Raw genomic sequence first — 20203 nt, forward strand, 5'->3', positions numbered from 1 at the left:
AGGGTTACGCGAGATGTATCGTGCCTAGGTTAGTGGTTGTTCCTTCTACGACTGCGAGATCCTTGATCGTATGCTCGCTATCCGTCCCATACGTAATAACCAATTCGGTATGAAACGTCGGTATCCGATTGCCTCGAAAAGCAATGGCAACCTCTCCACGTTCCGTACTACGGGTTTCTTGAACGGGCAGCAGCATAGAGCCACGCGTATACGGCTTCGTCAATGGGTTCGCAAGTCGAAACCGTTTCTGGTGCTCCAGCACTTCGGAAATGCGGATGACTTCTTCCGCAGGTTGGGAACCTCTCCCTCGCAGCAGGTACACATCACCAACTACAATGCCTCCTGTAAATGACCCTAATGTCATTTCACTAGCACCTTTGTCGGCTTGATCAACCATCACGCGCGCGCGCGCGCAGTCCTCCGTCAGTACGGTCGACTGTAAGTGAGCATCGCGAATTGGAGAGCCAGCTGCGTTCTGAAGCATGAAGCGAATCAGTCCTGCCCCTTGAGAAAAAGGGTATGAAGGTAACGGTTTCATTTGAACAACTTCGATAAAATTGTGTGCGTTAACGGTGATGTTTGTGTGTTCCTGAAAATAGTACTCGCTATGTACCGATAGTCGGTATTCGCCGGGGGATAAGTCGTTAAATATATAGGAACCATTCGATTTACGAATTGCTTTCGAACGGGTGCCTTCTAGGTGAACTTTGGTCGTGTTGCCAAGAGGAGCTTGAGAGGTGAGTGCGTCAATCACACACACAACCAGGGAAACGCGGGATCTCAATTGTGAAATTCGAATCTGATCCACGGGTGAAATCCTCCTAACCTTGAATACGAAAATCGGTTTCCGAAACCCTTTTTGTTGTTCTGATGCGCGTTGAGTCAATATGTACAGGCCCCACTGTGTAAGCAACTGAGAGTCTGTAAGGGGTGTCTGAGAAATTCCACATGTTCATGAGGCTCTCACCTTTAAACGGATCCATGATAATACGAACTTCTTCATCTTGCTCAGCCAATGTACCCACTGTCATCGAACCTCGAAGGATCGAATGATCGTAGAATACTTGCATTGCTCTGCCTAGGATCCGATGCTCATCCAATGCTCTCGAAGAAAGTTCAGCTGGCGATTGTACCGTAACGATGTAACTTAAATCCACAACCATAGGAGGAAACTGAATCTCGTTCGTCCCTCTAGCTATCATATGCGTTTGTCGATTATTGCCGCTCTCACGAACATTATATAGATAGAGTGATAGATAGAAATCCCCTTTATCTACAGGTGATGCGAGCCCAATCATTTCTGGTTGCGGGATGGGATCTGGGGTCATGTTTTCTCTAAGTAGCTTGACTAAAGATGCACTTACATCAGCGATGACAGAATAATTGCCTATGAGTGTCACTTCCTGCCTCTAAATACCTATAAATCATGTGAAAAAGATGCTTAATCTGTCACTTTGTGTATCTTTTTCTATTATAAATGTAAACCGACAGGTTGACTATAGGATTCTTGTATTTATTTATGCTTTTGTCCCGAAAAATGACGATTTTTGACTGAAAATCGGCGTATATAACCGACAGAGGACAATCTCACACAAGTGTAAGATTGCCCTCTGTCTACTGATCTAGTAATCCTCCCACTCCTGCCGTGCGAGGATTTTACCCGATTTCTGCAACTCATGTCGAATGGATTTGATAATATGCCCCATGCGGATGGGTTCACCCGATTCAGCAGCCAAAAATGCAGAAGAAAGAACGACATTCTTGATGTTCCCTCCCGCAATCTCGTATCGCTGTGCAAGGTATTTGAAATCAACATCGTTGCTAAGCGGTGCAGCTGGCGGAAACATCGACTGCCATATTTTCTCCCGATATTCACTATCCGGGAATGGAAATTTAATGACATAATTGATCCGCCTCAAGAAGGCTTCATCAATATTATTTAATAGATTGGTAGCGAGCACAGTGATACCTTGGTACTCCTCCATTTTTTGGAGTAAATACGCTGTTTCAATATTCGCGTACTTATCATGTGAATCTTTCACTTCGGAGCGTTTTCCGAAAAGCGCATCCGTCTCATCGAAGAACAGAACCGCGTTACTCAGCTGCGCTTCTTCGAAGATTTCGTGCAGGTTCTTCTCGGTTTCACCGATGTATTTGCTAATCACCTGCGAGAGATCAACCTTATACAGCTCAAGCTGCAGGTCGCCGGCTACAACCTGTGCCGACATCGTCTTTCCTGTGCCTGGGGGACCGGCGAAGAGCATGCTGAGCCCTTTGCCGTAGGCCAGCTTCTTCTCGAAGCCCCAATCGTTGTACACAACGCCGCGATATTTCACTTGATTGCACGCGTTGCGGAGCTGATCCTTCTGCTCGGGTGGGAGGATGACATCCCCAAACCCATAGCGAGGCTCAATGCGCGTTGCTTTGCGCTCCAGCTTGTGCTGCACCTGCTGGTAGCACGCCTTATACAGCGCGTCGCTGCGCAGCGCGCCTGAAGTACCGGCCCCGGCAGCTGCTGCCTGCCAGGATGAGTACCCGCGCGCGAGCATGAGCGCGCGGCGTATTTGCCCCGGGGTGAAGCGGAATTTCCCACTCATCACCCGATAGTCCACATCCGCGCCGGCGCCGATCTCCTGCGCGAATGCCTGCCAAAGGCGCTCGCGCCCGCCTTCGTCAGGCACGGTAAGTTCATGCTCAAGGAGCAGCCGCTCCTTGGGCTTCCAGCTCAGTCGGTTGAACCGACCGGCTAAGAGAAATACCATGCCGCCATAGCCGTCGAGCAGCTCATGGAACCGACCGAGCCGCTGCTGCGCAGCCAAGTCCGGCTCTGCAGGGTAAAGCACCTCCAGCCGTGTGAAGCACAGGATGGCTTGATGAAGAATCGCTTCGCGAATCATAAGGCTAATCTGTTCATCGAAGCTCGACGCATGCAGCTGTACATCAGCGAGATCTACCAATAGCAGCGGCTTATGGAAGGAACGGCTGAGATGCTTCACCTGCAGTTTTTTGCCAGAACCGGCATTCCCCCAGAGATGGAAGGCAAGCCGTTTGCGTTCAGCTGCTGGCGCTTCGTACATATCCGCAATGAAGCCCCGTAATCGCTGTTGGAAGTCCTCCTGCACAAGCAAGGGGGAGATCTCATCATCCGGGTATATGATCTCCACAGCTGGCTTGAGTTTCGGGTCTAGCTCGCCTGAATCCAGCAGGAAGGTCACAATCCGTTTATCCAGCTGCAAGGGTCTAGATAGCAGCGTCTGTCCACTAACAACCAATGTGTCTGGGTGCAGCACATAGCGAGCCAGCCGACCGTCAGGTGCCATAAAGGTCGTACGCGCAGCCCTCATGTCCTCTGGACTCGTACAAGCAATTTGCAGCGCTAAGCTAATATTTGGCGTTTTGCTAGTTAAATCGTCCAGTAGAAAACCAAAAATCCGCTCATATTTCCGATCTAATTCCACGGCAAGCCCCAGCATGACAATGCGTTCTTCTACTGATGAGAAGCCGAAGACGGTGGATAGATAGGCTAATGGCAGGAATGTGCCCCCCTTGCGGCTTTCTGCAAGGCGACTCACAATCGCACTCTCTAGCTGTTCTATCATACTGAGTACGTCTTGCTCATCCTCATCAATCTCTTCTTCACTGCCAAATCCGCCAATAAGACGAATAAATTCATCCTCCGATACAAACATCCCGCGGAATGAATCTGTTTGTGGATCAGGTGTAAGCTTTTGACGGCGCTTATAGAGAAGCTCTAGCTTCTTATCTAGCAGTTCAAGCTCATCCTTATAATGTTCCCATGCATGCACATACCCTAGAGCTGTCATAGGCCTCCCCAATGACTATATATATTTTTTCAAAACGATTCGATTAACATCATTAATAGCTTGCCTAAAGAGGGGGTTATTCTTTACAATATCAGGATAAGGCACAAATCATTTCGACACCTACTGCCCTGAAAGGAAAGTGGCCACCTTCTGATGGAACAATTTCCAGCACATGATCCGACTTGGAATCGAAAACTCATTCTAACGTTATGGTGGATCCTCATCATTTATGAAGTAGCTGCTACGATTGCTCTAGGTTATGAAATTACCGAGCAGCCGTCGAATTGGTTCAATAGCTTTATGCGTTTTCAACTTCTCCCTACGACGTTGCAGCTTCTTCTTATGGGCCTAGGTTATTTGGCCATCCACTATTTGAAGAACTATAGTGAGTTTATCATGATCGTATGGACTATGACCATGGTTAGTATTTTCATCCTTTGTATTCCTGAAATGACGCACAGCTATGAGCTGCTTTGCATGCCGATTTTATTAGCCTCGATTTATTTTCATAAGAAATATGTTATTTTCGCCTTCAGTCTAGGTGTTGTCTATTTATTCATTCTATTCCTCATACCGATGATACAAGGACAAACAACAAACCCTTACGAAATTATCGTCTCTTTGACCACCTTGACCGCAACGTCTATGCTTTGTTTTGCCATTATGAGCCGTGGACTCGAACTGATTGCCAAGCTTAAACACTCTGTCATACGTGAGCAAGATCTGCTGATTCGTAACGTCATGATTGATCGTCTTTCCAAGGTCGATGCGCTTACCGAATTGTTCAATCATCGTTCTTTCCAAGAGCATACAGACCACCTCATTTCGCATATGCCTCATGATACACCACTGGAGCTTGCCTTAATGGACATCGATAATTTCAAACTTATTAATGATAATTATGGTCATTGGGTTGGGGATGTCGTGCTCAAAACGATCGGCTCCATTCTTAAAGAGGTGCTTGGACCAGATGATATGTCCTTTCGCTATGGCGGTGAGGAGTTTGCCGTATTATTCGTAGGGAAATCGCAACAAGATGTGCTTGCCATTTGCGAAGAAATCATGAAATCCGTACGTGATACGATCATTCCTGAAATGCCGGATCAAAGACTGACGATGAGTATTGGACTCGCGACCTATAATCGAAATACGATGAAAAAGGCATGGTTCCAGCTTGTCGACGAATGCTTGTACACCGCCAAACGCAACGGCAAAAACCGGATACATGTCCATGCTGCCGATATTCAAATGCCAATAGCTGAATAACCCTTACAACCAGGAGCAGAATGCTTCTGGTTTTTTCATATGGAATTGCCGTGGAAAAAAGTGTTAAGCCTTATACATGAATTGGTTGCATTAGGAAAACAATAATGAAAATCAAAATGAGGTGATAATCATGTGTCATTCCATAGCCATTCTGGCTGATGTTCACGAAGTCATGAAGCAATTCCGCGTAGATCGGCTCTTATCTTACAGTTCCAATCGGTATGAGGTCCGCCCAACTGAATCTGTATCTGCTGTGATGATCAATCGCAAGGGAGAGCGTATTTTAGATGAATTTCGCTGGGGGTTAATGCCTTTCTGGGCAAAGGATGCTGTATGCGGTGATCGCAATTCCATTTTCTCCAATATCGTGTTCGAGCGCATCGTCAAAAAACAACGTTGTGTCATCCCCTGCAGCAGTTTCTACGTGGGGCGAACGGAAGGTAAGGAGACGGAGTGGATTCGTTTCAAAATGCGGAGCGGCACGTTCGGCATTGCCGGACTGTACGACATTTGGCAAGCCCCTTCAGGGGGAGAGGAACTTCGCACGTGCATGATGCTTATGACGGAATCCAACTCTGTTGTCTCTCCGTACCACATAAACATGCCAGCTATTCTGGATGAGGAACAGATGGAGAAGTGGCTGCAGCCCGACCAGAAGGATAGTCGCCAGTTAAGATCCTATCTACAACCCATCGATGAGATGCGGATGGTCGCAAATATTCTTTCTTCCCCAGCTGAGAAGCTGGAAATAGGCTCCGATGTCAGTATTTTTGTATGAAAAAAGGACTTGCGCTTACGCGCAAGTCCTTTTACTTCCTCGGTACAGGCGGCAATGCGCCACCTTCCCCTACAATACGTACGCCTTCCGCACAAACACCATAAGGCTCCCAACGGCATGTCGCACAGAGATTGCTGATATCTGTGGGCTTTACTTCAAGAGCAACTTGACCGCAAATGCTGGACCAGGTCAGCTCCATCCCCACCTCCAAGCCAAGCTTGGCAACGATCTCTGCGTCTCGCTGATATACAGTCCGATTCTCACAATGCGCAACTTCATCCTTCGGAAATTCCGCACACAGATCGTCAGGTCCGAGCACAACGCGAATCATCGTCTCAGGCTCTGTGCGCAGCTGCTCATAGACCGTCGTCATATTTTCACAAAACGCTGGGGAATATCCCATTCCTCGGTAGCCTAACAAACAGAGCAGGTGATGTCCGCGAAGCCCAATCATACGTTGTTAACCTTGGGTACACGGTACAATCCGTATCCAGCCATCGCAATGACAGGTTCTTTATCCTCAATTAGACCATCCCCTTTGGCATGCAAGGCGACATCAATGAGCCATTTCGTGAAATCAGCCACTGGCATGGAAGCCATTTCTTCTAGGCTGTAAAAGCCTGCTGCATCTACCTCAACGCCATCCGGCTGAGGAATTCCGCTAATGTAAGTCATTTCGAAGGCTATGTACACATTATGAATGCTTCTTGGCAGATCGCGCACAGCAACCAGTCGTGAGACGGACGCCTCGACACCGGATTCTTCCAATACTTCTCGTACAATCGTCTCTTGAATCAATTCATGCTGCTCAATATAGCCACCAGGGTTCGTCCAGCGGCCTTTCCCAGGTTCTTGCGCTCTGCGCACAAGCAAAATCTTCTCATCCTTCATCACAAGCGCTCCGACACCGATGCTGTAGTTCCCCCAATGTACAAAACTACATTCTGGCGCTGTGCAGGCCCGTCTCTCCGTTCCATCCACATCACGCGTCTCCATGGCAGCTCCGCAGCTACTGCAAAATTTGACTTCCATCTGTCTCAGCTCCCTTGATCATTCATCGTCTAATCATCTATATGCAAGGATACTGCGAAAGATGGACAATAGGCAACCCTCTATTGCAACACAACAACCGCTCCTACTCTCGCGCCATCAATCTTGTTAGTATGACGACGGCTTGGGCTCGCGTTGCCGTACTGTTCGGCCCGAATAAATTATTGTCCAATCCATTGACGAGGCCCTGTTTTGCCGCTTCGGCGATATAGGCCAACGCCCAAGAAGGAATACTCGAATTGTCAGCAAATGAAGTTGATTGATTCATTTCTACAGTTAATCCCAACGATCTGACGATCAGCATGGTCATTTCCGCACGCGTCAGCGAACGGTTAGGACGGAAACTTCCATCCTCATAGCCGTTAATAATGCCCAGCTGAAGAGCCATTGAAATTGCCGGCCGTGCCCACAACCCGATGTCATCTACGTCGGCATAACCGGGCAAGCTCCCTGCTTCCGGTTGCTTCCATCCAAGGGACTTAGCCAACAACTGCACAAACTCAGCTCTTGTCACTTCGCGTTCTGGATGGAACGAGCCGTCTGGATAGCCAGCAACCCAACCTTGAGCTACTGCTCTGCGTATTTCTGCTTCCGCCCAATTTCCGGCAATATCATTTAGACCAGCAGGCTGTACAGGCAGTGCCTCGGTTGTAGTACGGTAAATGGTTATGGTATAAGTCTGCGACAGTCCACTTATGTGTGTTACCTGCAGCGCAACGGTGTTGTCTCCAGGATGTAATTCAATTTCCGCCTCCTCTTGGAGGTTCTTGCCTAGCAGGCTAACCTTGGCATCCATGTAAATTGTTTTTGCTGTAAAATGTATCTTCTTCGCGGCTGTTTTTGCCGTATACGAGCGTATGTCGCTTTTGAATGTTGGGCTTAGGACAAGTGTTTCCTCATCAGCTAGCAAGCTCAGGGAATCTAAATCTGCCGCATTAAATACGGGCTCGGTCGATTCGTTACTAACGCTTCGGATAATGTCCAAACGATATGACTTCTGCGTTATGCCATCTTGTGCTGTGACCACAATGGTTACGGTGTTTGAACCCGGGTTTAGTGCAATCGGACCGAAAGCACTACCAGTTGCCGCTGGGATGCCATTCATTATGAGCGTCGCATGGCTCTCGGTGGAGACAGGCGTCACGCTGATGGAAGAAACATTCGGCTCTACATTTACCGTATAGGCAAGCGTTTCGGCAGCAAACGTTTCATTCAATGCCCCCAAGCTTATTGTCAAAGCGCTTAGCGTAGCTTCGGATGATGGAGCTCGCGTGACGATGATGCTGTACGAGGTTGTCGTCGTGCCGTCCTGTGCTGTGACGAGCAGTGTAATGGTGTTCGCACCAACAGCAAGCGGGATCGGACCATAGACAGCGCCACTCACCGACGCTACATCATTAACCTTTAACGACGACAAACTATCTGTGACGGTCGGCGTCACGGTAATCTCAGTGACATCGTTCGCGACACTAGCCGTATAGGCGGTCCTGCCCGAAGTGAACGTTTCTTGGAAGGTTCCCGGACTTATTGTCAACGCGCTTAGCGTAGCTTCGGATGAAGGAGCCCGCGTGACGATGATGCTATACGAAGTCGTCGTTGTGCCGTCCTGTGCAGTGACGAGCAGTGTAATGGTGTTCGCACCGACAGCAAGCGGGATCGGACCATAGACTGCGCCACTCACCGACGCTACATCATTAACCTTTAACGACGACATACCGTCTGTGACGGTCGGTGTCACGTTCATCTCATAGACATTGTTCGCCACGTCTGCCGTATAGGTAGTTCTGCCGGAAGCGAATGTTTCGCGGAATGCTCCCGGACTTATTAGCAATGCACTTAGCGTAGCAATAGCTGAAGGTTCTCGCGTGACCATGATAGTGTAATCTTGCATTGTGGTACCGTCTTCGGCAGTGACGCTAACGGTAATTGTGTTCGGTCCCACAACAAGTGAAGAAACAGCGAACGGGCTCCCACTTGTAGCCTGCACGTTGTTTACTTTCAGTGTTGCACGACTGTTAGCAAAAGTTGGTGTGACATCTACCGATGTAACGTTATTGGCTACAGTAGCCGTATAGGCAAACGTTCCTGTATCGAACGTCTGATTGAGTGTTCCATTGCTAACGGTAAGCCCACTTAGCGCTGCATCCGTATATGGCGCACGGTTTACCTTGATCGTATAGGTCCGCTTTGCTCCGTTGATGGCCGTCACGACGACTGGAATCGTATTATAGCCTTTACTTAATGTAATGGAAGATGAGGCACTGCCACTGGTTACGCTCGTACCATTAACAGTAACACTAGCTGTAGTATCACTTAGTACTGGCGTAACCGTCGTTGTGGTAACGTTGCTCGCCACGCTGGCTGTGTAGTCTTGAGTGTTCGGCGAGAATGGCGACGGGTTAACTGTAACTCCGCTTGCTGTTAGCCCGGACAGCCGGTTGTCAGGCGACCCTAGCGACTGCTTCCATATGGTATTATAACTTTCGTATCCCACCATTTGGGCATAAGTGCTTAGATACAGCGCCCCCGTATAATCAAATCCGACATTAGCAGGAGCAATTGCGTTCGAGTTGCCTGTAAAATATACCGAGTTTTCGTTCAAACTTGAATCGAACCGGGTAACAAGGCTGCCAGCACTTCCATTGACCGCTACATACAAATAGCCGTCAGTATGCAAGCTGAAGCCTTTAGGAGCATTGATCGTACGAATCCATGTGCTCCCATCGGTCTTCAATTTGATGATTTTTCCAGCGCTATTGTTCCTATTGTTGCCGATGTATACGCCGGAACTGTCTGCAGCGATACCGAAAGGATTATCGATTGTCGCGTTTATGATCGGATCGGAGTCCAAATCGCCCGACCATATCTCTGGACTACTCGTTGAACTGAAGTCGTGCGCATCGAATTTGAGCACGCGATTATTATTCGTATCCGCGATGTACAGATCGTTGCCATACACAGCGATTCCCTGAGCATAATCTAGTCTGCCTACCGAAGGATTAACGCTACTGCCGTCCCATTTGATCATATTGCTGAACGTGTAAACACCGCTTGAAAAGGTAACATCAAATCGGTAAAGGTACCACTTATCCGTTACATAGATATGACCTGCCCCGTCCAACTTAATGGCTAGAGGCTCCATGAAGCTCCCAGAGGAGGCAGTTAACGTCCCTGCCGCTGTTCCGTTCGAATCGAATATTTTTACTGCGAAATTACTTTCATCGGTTACAAAAAAGTAGCCATTAACGGGATCGACATCCAGCCCGAATGGATCAAAACCGAGTGCCGCTGGATCGCCGGATCCACCTGCACCCATCCTCCAATCGGACGCAGCAAATACAGTCTGACTGTATATGGATATTGCCGTTAATATGATAGTTGTAAATAACACTGTTGCTAGAAAGGTCCGTACAATTTGCCGCCTGCCGGGCGAACTCCGAATGATGTCCATGAATATCTCTCCTCAAATGTTCAATTGGAATATCGCTCGTAAATGCTCGGTCGGTGCGGCAACTCTCGGACTGACTACCGAAATCGTTTACTAAACTGAAATTGAATATATTCCGTATAGTATATAATATGAGGAGCGCAAAGAATCCGTCAAGGAAATAGTTGTCATTTGAAGACGGATACGCTTACTAGCATGGTGCATCAAGACATTAACTTAACCAAGCCCTTGATATGTGCTATCGGGTCTGTGCCCCCAAATAAAAGCGAGAAGACGGCATACCCTTCGTTAAATGCAATCACTTGCATGGCAATCAGACGGACATCCTTATCAGGCGCGATCCAGCCCTGTACCTGCAAGGTGTTTACTAATGCTTCGATCCCCGCAATCCACTCGCGATATTTGTGTTTGAGCATGCTATGAATCTCCGGATCATGTTTGGTTTGCTGGTAGAAATCGATTAACACTACGATCCACTTGTCGAGACCTTTTAACATTTGCCCAAGGCGTGTAAGCGTAATTGAAAGAACTTCCTCAAGAGAAGTATCCTTAGGATTAAATTGTTTGGGAATTTCAGCCCATCCATCCGTTATTTGAATTTGATAATTAAGCACATGCATGAATAACATTTCTTTGCTTGTAAAATGACCATAAAACGCACCCTTCGTATGTCCCGTTCGTGCGACGATATCTCCGAGTGTTGTTGCCGCATATCCTTTTTCCGAAAAACACATCATCCCCGCCTCAACGAGCAACTGATAGGTAGCTTCTCTTTTCAACTGAAATTTATTTTTTGTCAAAGTGGCCGCCTCCTGTATCAGTATTTAAAAAGAATCCTTCTATTATTGCCCCAGTCATATTATAACAATGGAATACGGTTCAGTTAAGATATGAATTGACAAAAATATAAAAAGCCTCTCCACAACGGGAAAGGCTTCTTATCATTTATCACTATTGGATGACTACGAAATCTTATAAGTACCTGCGGATCAACTCAGCTAGTTCATCGGCAACGTGGCTAGTTCCTGAATCTAGTTGATTACGTTCGAATCGTACCCTCACAAACCTTTCATCCGTACCCGTCGCTTCGGCAAATAGGCCGGCAAGACCGCGCGCTTTGCGATCAATCTGCAGCAGCAAGTCAACACCGTCCTCGTCCGGGAAGAAAATAATTTCCAACTCATCCAGTTGGCCCCGGAATTGCATGGTGGGCACGAATTCGAATTCTTGAACGAAAGGCAAGCCGTTCTCTCTACCGATAGCTGGCGCATATTCACAAGTTACCTCGCGAAGTCGGAATCCAAGTTCATTGATTGCTTCCAGTACAATCTCAGAATGTGGATGTGGCCTTACTTGAAGCTGATCTTGATCCTTCGGATCAATCGCTTCTTTAATATCCAATCCTGTTTGTATCCACACAGGTGTTCTTCCTAAAGTTGCTGGCGTCATGTTGGGAAGCTGAAACGAGACTGGGAACTCATAGACCTGCTCTGCCTGGGCAGTAAATTCCCCGGTAAGCTGGAATTTGGCTACAGGAGCTTCTACTTGCATCTTTGTATCGTTCTGCTCCTTCAGATACCGCGTCATCACATAGGCATAAACGACACTGATTTGCTGATCGACGCGCCCCCCTTGAATCCGGACTACGCCGCTTATCATTTCCCCGGCATTCACTGTATCTTGATGGAGCATGAGATCAACTTGGGCCGCGCCGATCCCGACGCTCGCGAGCATTCGTTTGTATATAGACATGTGTAAATTGCCTCCTTATGATTCATATACTCCTGATACGAATTGAGGCCCCAGTGGTTTCACATGATGAAGACAAAATTGGATGCAACTGGATAATTGTTCCTTTTTCACTACCATGCTTAGGGGCTTGTAATTCCGTTTTGTGGTATCCTAATTACATCTATTCCTTTGACATAGTTGCCAGGTGCTCTTCTTTCGTCCAAGCTTCAAACACAAGCTCGCGTGAAGCATCCATAACACGGGGGATCACAATCTCCCGATCACCGACCTGTGCTGCGGTTTTTTTTGTTTCATTAAAGTGAATGATTTAATTTGAGGAGTGATACATGTGGAAGTTTTCGCAGAGTTTTTGGGACGTATCGATAATCAGAATCATCGGGATCGAACGGAAGAAGTTTTGACTTGGGTCTCTGAGAAGTTCCCCCATTTGGAGCCGAAAATCGCCTGGAATCAGCCTATGTTTACCGACCACGGCACATTCATTATCGGGTTTAGCGTAGCCAAACCTCATTTGGCTATTGCCCCTGAAAAGGTGGGGATTGTTCAGTTCGCTGATGACATTGTGCAAGCTGGCTACGATCACACCAAGGAATTGGTGCGTATCAAGTGGAATAGTCCGGTTGATTATTCACTACTCGAGAAAATGATCGCGTTTAATGTGGCGGATAAGGCTGATTGCTCAACTTTTTGGCGGAAATAGTACCATTCTATATTTACTAAGTGGCAGCTAAGATGGTCAAAGATGCGAATAGGCATCTTTTTTCGGGGCAAACGATGGAGTAACGACGAATTGATGCGAAAAGGCAACCTTTTGGAGCGAAAGATGCTATTCGGCCGAGTGAAGGCTGAAATTGTTGCCTTTTTGCATCTATTTCAGATAGCATGGTTAATTTGATATAAAAGGTTGTATTATTGCATTTCTCATGCGGCACAGCTGCATGTACGACGCGATTTGGGTGATTTAGAGGCTGTGTAGAACGGGGAGTACGGGTGATTCGGGATCTGAGGGACGGACCTCTGGGGCTCGCTATGGAGTCGGAGTCGAAATTAGAGAGTTAAAAATGGAAAAAAGCCCCCGCCACCTACATGGCTTGAGGCCCTTCCTTGTCGTGCGGTTCCTTCTCCGCCCTCTACTTAAACCAAAAACATCGCCACGATTGTTGTCACGGCTAGGCCGATGAGCACGGGCTTCAGATTCCGCCGCGCGAGCTCGAACGGACTCACACCGCAGATCGCTGCGGCCGGAATGAGCGCCCACGGGATCAAAGTCCCTCCGCCGACCCAGATGGCGGCTACTTGCCCTAGCGCAGTCAGCACAGCTGCGCCAGAACCAATGGCGGTCGCGAACAGCTGCGCGATGGAGCCCGCCAAGGAAATACCCGAGAAGCCGGAGCCATCGAGGCCTGTAATGGCGCCGACGATGGTTAGCGTCACGGCACCAATGGCTCCATTCAGCGGCACGACGCCTGCGAGTGCCACGCCTAGGTCGTTCACGATACCGTGTGAACCTTCTGGCAGTATTTTGCCGAATAGATCCGTAATCGCGGAGTCACCTAAATAGAAGAAGGCCGCAATCGGAATGACGGGACCGAAGACTTTGAAGCCGAATACAAAGCCTTCTATTAAATAGGAAGTGATCTTCTCCACGCCCGCATTTCGGTGAGCGATCAATGTGACTGCGATTAAGATAAACACCGCTGTTCCACCCACGAGAGCGGTTGCATCACCGCCTTGCAAATTCAAGACGAACATCGCAATGACATCTAAAGCGAATAACACGGGAATTGCAATGGCTAGACCCCGTTTCAAACGCTCCCCGATCAACACTTTGCTCTCTTCGTCAACAGGAACAAGCCCGCCACTTTCCTCTAACCGGCTATCGACGAGCCCGCTGCGCCATTTGCCGTTCTTCATATCACGCCGCATCAACCAGAAAGCTGTAATCGTCGTAACAAGTCCCATCACAATGACGAGCGGAATACTCGCTTCCATGACAGAAGCAACTGGCAAACCGGCTGCATCCGCTGTCAATTTGGGCGCTCCTTGAATAATGTAATCCCCAGATAGCGCAATCCCATGTCCGAAGAGGTTCATCGCCATCGCGGCGCCGAGTGCCGGCAAGCCAACGCGAACAGCAACGGGCAACAGCACAGCGCCAATTAGCGCAACCCCAGGTGAAGGCCAAAAAAACCAGGAAGTCACCATCATAATGATGCCGATACCCCAGAATGCGAGCGCGGGTGTTCTCAAAAATTTGGTCAGCGGCGCCACCATCGTTTCATTAATCCCCGTCCGAATTAAGACGCGGCTCATCGCCACGATAATGGAGATAATCATAATCGTCCCCATTAACTCTTTGGTTGCATAAATAAAGCTGTTAAACACACCTGATACAGAGCCGCTCAACGTCTCCGTTGCTAACAACCCTAATGTAAAAATACCCACCACACAAATCATCGTCGTATCTCTTCGTTTAACAAGAAGCGTAAGAATGAAACCAATGAACACTAAATAGACCCAATGAATCGGTAAAAGTTGAATATCCATCCTGCACCACACACCCTCTCAGCCCAAGCAGCAATTGGTGCTACATACTATGCTCGGCTAGGCGTAGGCGTTCGTCTAAATTCGGGCATTTCGTCACCTTGTGGTACAATAAAAAGAACTATTTTAACAAGGTAAGGGGATCATACACTCATGGCAAGGAATCAACGTTTACATACGGATGCAGATTTTCAGGAGGTTATTGACCGACAGGGTGTAGTTCGGATTTTTAAAGATGATCATATCGTCGACTCCAATGCCGTTGTTCTACGGTTCAGCGATACGACCGTGGTCGTACAAACGCGCGTCAGCGATTTGACCTATTATGATCGGGCAGCTTGTGAGTTTTTTGAGATGAAAAAAAGATAGGGTTCTGTTCATGAACAAAAAGAAGCCGCTGCACTGCGGCTCCCTGCCATTGTTTTACTTTTTATGATACAACTTCATTCTCCACATCAAATCATCTTCGGACATATACGACGTGCCGGCATGGATTCTATAAATCTCGTTACTTCCTTTGGTATTGATCCCTTCTTTGGTCGTAAAGAAAAGCTCAATTCCTAATTCCTTTCCTACCCCAATGACCGTTTCATTATAGGAACCAAAAGGAAAGGCAAGTAGACGATACTGTGGTCCTAACTCTTCCTCAATACGGTTTTCAGCTTTTAACAAATCTTGCTTAATTCTCTTACGATATTCATCGTCCGTTTCTAATCTCTTTTCATTTTCCAAATAAATGGGATTTGTAAGCATTGGCATAAGCGTATTGCCAGAACCCGCCTTAACTTTATCATGATGATCGTACGTATGAGAGTAAAAACTCATCCCATTCTGTTTCATTTCTCTCATTTGATCCCATGTTAAACGTGGTGCCTTAGGATGATCTATAGAATCAACGACGATAAATTTAGCAGCATGGAAACCAAAGTTAAGTAATTCAGGGTACGCGTGAGTATAGAACGATTCATAGCCATCGTCAAACGTGATTAAAACCGCATTTTGAGGAACCTGAGCCTCACTCTTCATGAAATGAAGAAAATGTTCCATCGAGATGACATTGTAATCTTCTTTCTTCAACCTTTGCAGGTGACTTTTGAATCTCTTGGGGGAAATGGTAATCCCGTTTTCTTTTTCATCAATGTGATGATAGGCCAGTACAATGACTTTGTCCGTATAATGAACCTTTTGTTTACTATAATCTGCTTGATCAAAAGCTAGCGCATTTACTTGACGCTGCCCTGGTTGTTGTTGCGTTTCGAGTTCTAGTTGTTGTACGACTGGCTTAACCTCTTGTTTGACTTCTTTTATGACAACTGGTTCTGCAAACTGTTCATAAGAGGGCGTACGCTGTTCTTCGCTTTTTACTTGTTCTGGACTAATCGTCTGCTCCAAAGACTTCGGAGAAGTTACAGGTATTACTAAATAAAGGCAAAATAAAAAGCTGGAAAACAAAAGAACAGTAAACGCCAAATTCGTTGGATTTTGCAAATTCAGTCTATTCATGCTGACAACAACCCCGTAGTTGAGATGATAATAAATTACGAAGATAGTATCATGAAAACGCTTTCTTGTAAACTATTTATTACACTACTTTCTCTTACGGTCCGGTTAAATCCATAGAGGCAAGCTGAACGAAGCGGAAGCCTAATTTACGCAGCTGCGGTATTGCTTTGATGACGCCCTCCGCTGTATCCTTCTCGGGATGATTCATGTGTGCGAGGACGATAGACCCATTCGTGGCCTTTGATATCGCGTTGTACACTTGCTCTGCGTTATAAGTCGCTCCCGCATCACCCAGCACGGAGTATCCCGCTAGATCAAATCCTAAATCATGCGCAACAGATACCGCGACCTCATCGTAAAATGCCGTTCCCGACCGGAAAAATAGGGGCCTTTTCCCCGTCAGCTTCTCTATCTGATCCGCATTGTCTTTCATTTCATGAATGACTTCTTTGATATTCTTCGTACCTGCAATACCGTAGGCTAACTTGCCTGTCACGGATAAGGGGCGGTGCTCGGTGCCATGATTTTCGATCTCAAACAAAGGGTTCGATGCCAATGCTCGAAAGATAGACGGATTCGCAGCCATCCATCTTGCATTGATGAATAACGTTGCTGGAATCTGCTCCTGAATCAAATACTTGATCAGCTTCTCATCATAACCGCTGCCTTCCTTCCCGCCGCAGGCATCAAAAGTAAGGGCTATCACTTGGTCCTTCGTATGTAATCGGGTTTTCACACCGGGGACACGTTCCCCCCACTTCGTAGGCACGACAGATGCATAACGAGCGATCAATGATTGTTCCACCGTCGCGAAAGCTCGGACTGACTCAGGTTCTTTTGCTGGCTCATTTGTTAAACTGCCTGAGGTTGAGTAGGACGATGTCGTCGGTTCAGGTGACGCTGTTGGGCTGCTCACAGGAGGTGCGGCTGATGGTGCAAGCGTAGGTGTTGGAGTTGCAGTTCCTGCAGGTACAGACGCAGTTGCAACCGCCGTTTCCACATCCTCAGCACGCTGCTCCACCCCACAACCTGCGAGCGCTAACATCGCACTCATGAAAAAAAGGAGGCACATCGTGCGCCCCCTCATTTATGTTTCCGCCAGTCTAATTTACTTTTCTCCAGCTGATAGGCAAAATCGTTCTCAAGACGCTTCTCTTCCGCTTTGCGAGCCGCTTCTACCTTAGCTCTCTCTGCGTCCTTCTTCGCTTGCTCTTCCGCTTTCATCGCGTCAGCCTGGGCTTTGAGCCCTTCCAGTATTTCCGGACGCAGCAGATCCTTCAGTGTTGCAGGTTTATCTTGCACGCTAGCCGCAGTTGGCGTCATTTTTGCTTTCTTTTTCACCATAATAAGGTCACCTCGTCTACAAGTTCTCCCTATTATTGTACACCTCTATTGATGTAAATGATACGGTACTGTTGCAACAACGATATCCTTATCGGCTTGAAGCTTCGATCGAATCCGTGCCGCAGATTGATTATGGAGCAGACGGTGCCACCATTTTTTCGGCATGAATTGCGGGAGAATAACCATGATCGACTGCTTCTCTGACACATGCGTATCGATGCGATCAATGAATTCAGCCAGCGGCTTCAGGATCGTTCTGTAACGTGATTTGAACACAACGAGTCGAACACCTGGATCCCAAATCTGCCACTTCTCCTGCATCGATTCTTCGTCCTCATCCGAGAAAGATACATAGAACGCAATAACGTTAGGTGAAAGCGATTTGGCATAGTTCAGGGTTTGCTCTACCGCTTTGTGAATCCCAGCCACAGGTACGATAATGACCGGCTCTTTGGTACACACACGGTCTTGTGTGATATCAATCCGCAGCTGTTTGGCTACGTCGTCGTAGTGATGACTGATTTTGGTAATGAGCCAGAGGAGAATCGGTGTAATGATAATGACAATCCAAGCGCCCTCGCTAAATTTGGTAACGGAGAAAATGATAAGAACCGCTAGGGAGACGATACCGCCCAGGCCGTTAATGATCAACTTCCCGATCCATCCAGCTACGCGCTCTTTGAGCCATTTACGAACCAGACCCGTCTGAGCAAGTGTAAAAGATAAAAATACGCCAATCGCATAAAGCGGAATAAGTGCATCGGTTTTACCTTTAAAGCCAATCAACAGCAGGCTGGCTAAAACGCCTAGCGTAATAATGCCATAGTGATACGAAAGCCGATCCCCACGGAAGGAAAACATGCGCGGGAAGTTTTTATCCTGAGCCATGATCGACGCCAAGATTGGAAATCCATTGAAGCTTGTATTCGCAGCCAGTACCAAGATTAGCATTGTCGCGATTTGCGTCGCGTAATACATAACGCCTCGGCCAAAGGCTTGCTCCGTCACCATCGAAAGAACCGAGGTATGACCGTTATGATCCGGTGCCACCCCATACCCTAAAGCAATCAACGTTACCCCACCGAAGACGATGGCCAGCAGGCCGCCTAAGGAGAGAAGTGTTCGTTTGGCATTTTTGACAGAAGGCGTTCTAAAATGCGGTACGGCATCGGAGATCGCTTCGATCCCCGTCACAGCTGAACAACCGGATGAGAACGCCTTGAGCAGTACGAATAACGTTAATGAGTTCGTCGATGCGCTTGGTGCGAATTCGATCGCATGCGTATTCATGGATCCTGTCAGTAAATCGAAAATCCCCTTACCCACTAACAATAGGATACAAAGAATGAAAAAATACGTTGGAATCGCGAATACGGTTCCTGATTCGGAAGTCCCTCGTAAATTCAGCCAGACCATCACCCAAACCAGTAAGATGGTCAGCGGAACAATGTAGGGGACAGCTGATGGAAAAGCAGAGGTAATCGCTGTGACACCAGCCGAAATCGAAACGGCCACGGTTAAGGTATAGTCAATTAGTAGAGATACACCCGTGAGGCGTCCCCACACCATGCCTAAATTTTCTTTCGTAACCATGTAAGCGCCGCCGCCCATCGGGTACGCTTCGATCACCTGTCTATAGCTCAACACGAGCAATAGAATCAACGCGATAATCGAAACCGCAATCGGCAACGAGAAGGCAAAAACAGCAACCCCTACTGTCGCGAGCTCTAACAGAATTTGCTCCGTCCCATACGATACGGATGATAAGGCATCTGACGACAAGATAGGGAGGGCTTTCCAGACAGGCATTTTCTCCGACTCAATCTCACTCGACTTTAGCGGCTTACCGAACACAATTTTTTTCAATGAATCACTTGTCATTTCGCCGTTGTTCCTCCATTTAAAGCTAATTTCACTCATCACACTTGGAAAATGGACGCAAAAAAACACAAGGATAGACCTTGTGTTTTGGACACATGTTCTCCTTTCTCACGATCGCTTACGAGGTTAGCTGCCGGGTTCGGGCCGCGAGAAATCTGCCCTAAAAGGTACTAGGATCCGTACCGTTATTCACCCCATGTTACTTGTGGTTCCCCCGCTTTTCTTAAAAGAAAATTAAGCGAAATATTCAACTGTTCAGGTACGTGTTGAATACTACTCTCTTCTACCAACATAGTAAAGGAGGGAAAAAACGTAAAAAGCTCTCTCCGACCTCTCGATTCCATCAATAATTCGCTTACAATTACCTGAATCGTTGATTATCTTCCATTCTCGTAGGTAATCGGGGTATTTTGAATAAACAGATTGGTTGCAATCCACAAAGTTAACCTTCCATGTGAGTTATGCACTGGATCAAAGGGATTTTTTCTTTAGGGCACTACCTCGTTGATGTGGTTGCCTGAGTTCCTTTTACCACTGCTGCACCCGAGTCAGTCGGTTTCATCGACTAACTTCACACCAATTGCCACTGCTGCACCCAAGTTAGTCGGTTTCACCGACTAACTTCACACCAATTGCCACTGCTGCGCCCTAGTTAGTCGGTTTCACCGACTAACTTCACGCCAATTGCCACTGCTGCGCCCGAGTTAGTCGGTTTCACCGACTAACTTCACACCAATTGCCGCTGCTGCACCCAAGTTAGTCGGTTTCACCGACTAACTTCACGCCAATTGCCACTGCTGCGCCCGAGTTAGT

At 47.5% G+C, this 20203-nt stretch carries 17 protein-coding genes and 1 riboswitch; of the genes, 4 read left to right on the forward strand and 13 right to left on the reverse strand.

All coding sequences use genetic code 11. The features are described from left to right. Positions 1-4: 4 nt before the first annotated feature. From HQN88_RS20670 to HQN88_RS20680, 3 genes are all read right to left on the reverse strand, one after another. A complete protein-coding gene (locus HQN88_RS20670) occupies positions 5-808 on the reverse strand; it encodes a beta-sandwich domain-containing protein (protein ID WP_173116058.1) in 804 nt (267 codons plus the stop codon). Between the two features lie 13 nt (positions 809-821). Next, positions 822-1400: a Pvc16 family protein gene (locus HQN88_RS20675; RefSeq protein WP_235550420.1), complete on the reverse strand. Its 579-nt coding sequence runs from the start codon at positions 1398-1400 to the stop codon at positions 822-824. A 222-nt stretch (positions 1401-1622) separates the two neighbouring features. Next, positions 1623-3824, reverse strand: a complete 2202-nt coding sequence (locus HQN88_RS20680; RefSeq protein WP_173116060.1) for an ATP-binding protein — start codon at positions 3822-3824, stop codon at positions 1623-1625. A gap of 153 nt (positions 3825-3977) precedes the next feature. Here HQN88_RS20680 and HQN88_RS20685 point away from each other — a divergent pair, with 153 nt between their 5' ends. Both HQN88_RS20685 and HQN88_RS20690 read left to right on the forward strand, forming a co-directional pair. Next, entirely contained in the window at positions 3978-5090 is a 1113-nt protein-coding gene (locus tag HQN88_RS20685) for a GGDEF domain-containing protein (protein ID WP_173116062.1), read from the forward strand. Between the two features lie 130 nt (positions 5091-5220). Then, positions 5221-5868: an SOS response-associated peptidase gene (locus HQN88_RS20690; protein WP_173116064.1), complete on the forward strand. Its 648-nt coding sequence runs from the start codon at positions 5221-5223 to the stop codon at positions 5866-5868. Positions 5869-5899: 31 nt separating this feature from the next. Here the strand turns inward: HQN88_RS20690 and HQN88_RS20695 are convergent, their stop codons facing one another. From HQN88_RS20695 to HQN88_RS20715, 5 genes are all read right to left on the reverse strand, one after another. Then, positions 5900-6322 (reverse strand): DUF1284 domain-containing protein, encoded by a 423-nt coding sequence (locus tag HQN88_RS20695; RefSeq protein WP_173116066.1) that lies wholly within the window; start codon positions 6320-6322, stop codon positions 5900-5902. Then, positions 6319-6900: an NUDIX hydrolase gene (locus HQN88_RS20700; protein WP_173116068.1), complete on the reverse strand. Its 582-nt coding sequence runs from the start codon at positions 6898-6900 to the stop codon at positions 6319-6321. Before HQN88_RS20700 ends, HQN88_RS20695 begins: the two co-directional genes overlap by 4 nt. A 103-nt stretch (positions 6901-7003) precedes the next feature. After that, entirely contained in the window at positions 7004-10369 is a 3366-nt protein-coding gene (locus tag HQN88_RS20705; protein ID WP_173116070.1) for a cadherin-like beta sandwich domain-containing protein, read from the reverse strand. Positions 10370-10569: 200 nt separating this feature from the next. Continuing rightward, on the reverse strand, positions 10570-11166 hold the full coding sequence (locus HQN88_RS20710; RefSeq protein ID WP_173116072.1) for a TetR/AcrR family transcriptional regulator: 597 nt from the start codon (positions 11164-11166) through the stop codon (positions 10570-10572). A 172-nt stretch (positions 11167-11338) separates the two neighbouring features. Next, the gene (locus HQN88_RS20715) at positions 11339-12118 is read right to left on the reverse strand and encodes a sporulation protein (RefSeq protein ID WP_173116074.1); all 780 of its coding nucleotides are present in this window, start codon (positions 12116-12118) and stop codon (positions 11339-11341) included. 328 nt (positions 12119-12446) lie between these two features. Between HQN88_RS20715 and HQN88_RS20720 the strand changes: the two genes are divergently transcribed. Continuing rightward, the gene (locus HQN88_RS20720; RefSeq protein WP_173116076.1) at positions 12447-12818 is read left to right on the forward strand and encodes an iron chaperone; all 372 of its coding nucleotides are present in this window, start codon (positions 12447-12449) and stop codon (positions 12816-12818) included. Between the two features lie 434 nt (positions 12819-13252). Here HQN88_RS20720 and HQN88_RS20725 read toward each other — a convergent pair whose 3' ends face one another. Continuing rightward, positions 13253-14665, reverse strand: coding sequence for a hypothetical protein (locus HQN88_RS20725; RefSeq protein WP_173116078.1), 1413 nt, complete (start codon positions 14663-14665; stop codon positions 13253-13255). Between the two features lie 150 nt (positions 14666-14815). On the opposite strand from HQN88_RS20725, the gene HQN88_RS20730 reads away from it, so the two are divergent. After that, entirely contained in the window at positions 14816-15031 is a 216-nt protein-coding gene (locus HQN88_RS20730; RefSeq protein ID WP_173116080.1) for a hypothetical protein, read from the forward strand. Between the two features lie 54 nt (positions 15032-15085). Here HQN88_RS20730 and HQN88_RS20735 read toward each other — a convergent pair whose 3' ends face one another. The 4 genes from HQN88_RS20735 to HQN88_RS20750 form a co-directional block, all read right to left on the reverse strand. Next, on the reverse strand, positions 15086-16150 hold the full coding sequence (locus tag HQN88_RS20735; protein ID WP_173116082.1) for a polysaccharide deacetylase family protein: 1065 nt from the start codon (positions 16148-16150) through the stop codon (positions 15086-15088). Between the two features lie 109 nt (positions 16151-16259). Then, entirely contained in the window at positions 16260-17237 is a 978-nt protein-coding gene (locus HQN88_RS20740; RefSeq protein ID WP_173116084.1) for a polysaccharide deacetylase family protein, read from the reverse strand. 11 nt (positions 17238-17248) lie between these two features. Continuing rightward, entirely contained in the window at positions 17249-17509 is a 261-nt protein-coding gene (locus tag HQN88_RS20745; protein ID WP_173116086.1) for a YqkE family protein, read from the reverse strand. 45 nt (positions 17510-17554) lie between these two features. Further along, positions 17555-19390 (reverse strand): APC family permease, encoded by a 1836-nt coding sequence (locus HQN88_RS20750; RefSeq protein WP_173116088.1) that lies wholly within the window; start codon positions 19388-19390, stop codon positions 17555-17557. A 100-nt stretch (positions 19391-19490) separates the two neighbouring features. Beyond that, a riboswitch (cyclic di-AMP (ydaO/yuaA leader) is annotated at positions 19491-19641 on the reverse strand. Between the last annotated feature and the right edge of the window lie 562 nt (positions 19642-20203).

It is taken from the genome of Paenibacillus qinlingensis, assembly GCF_013204845.1.
GTDB classification, from domain to species: Bacteria; Bacillota; Bacilli; order Paenibacillales; family NBRC-103111; genus Paenibacillus_E; species Paenibacillus_E qinlingensis.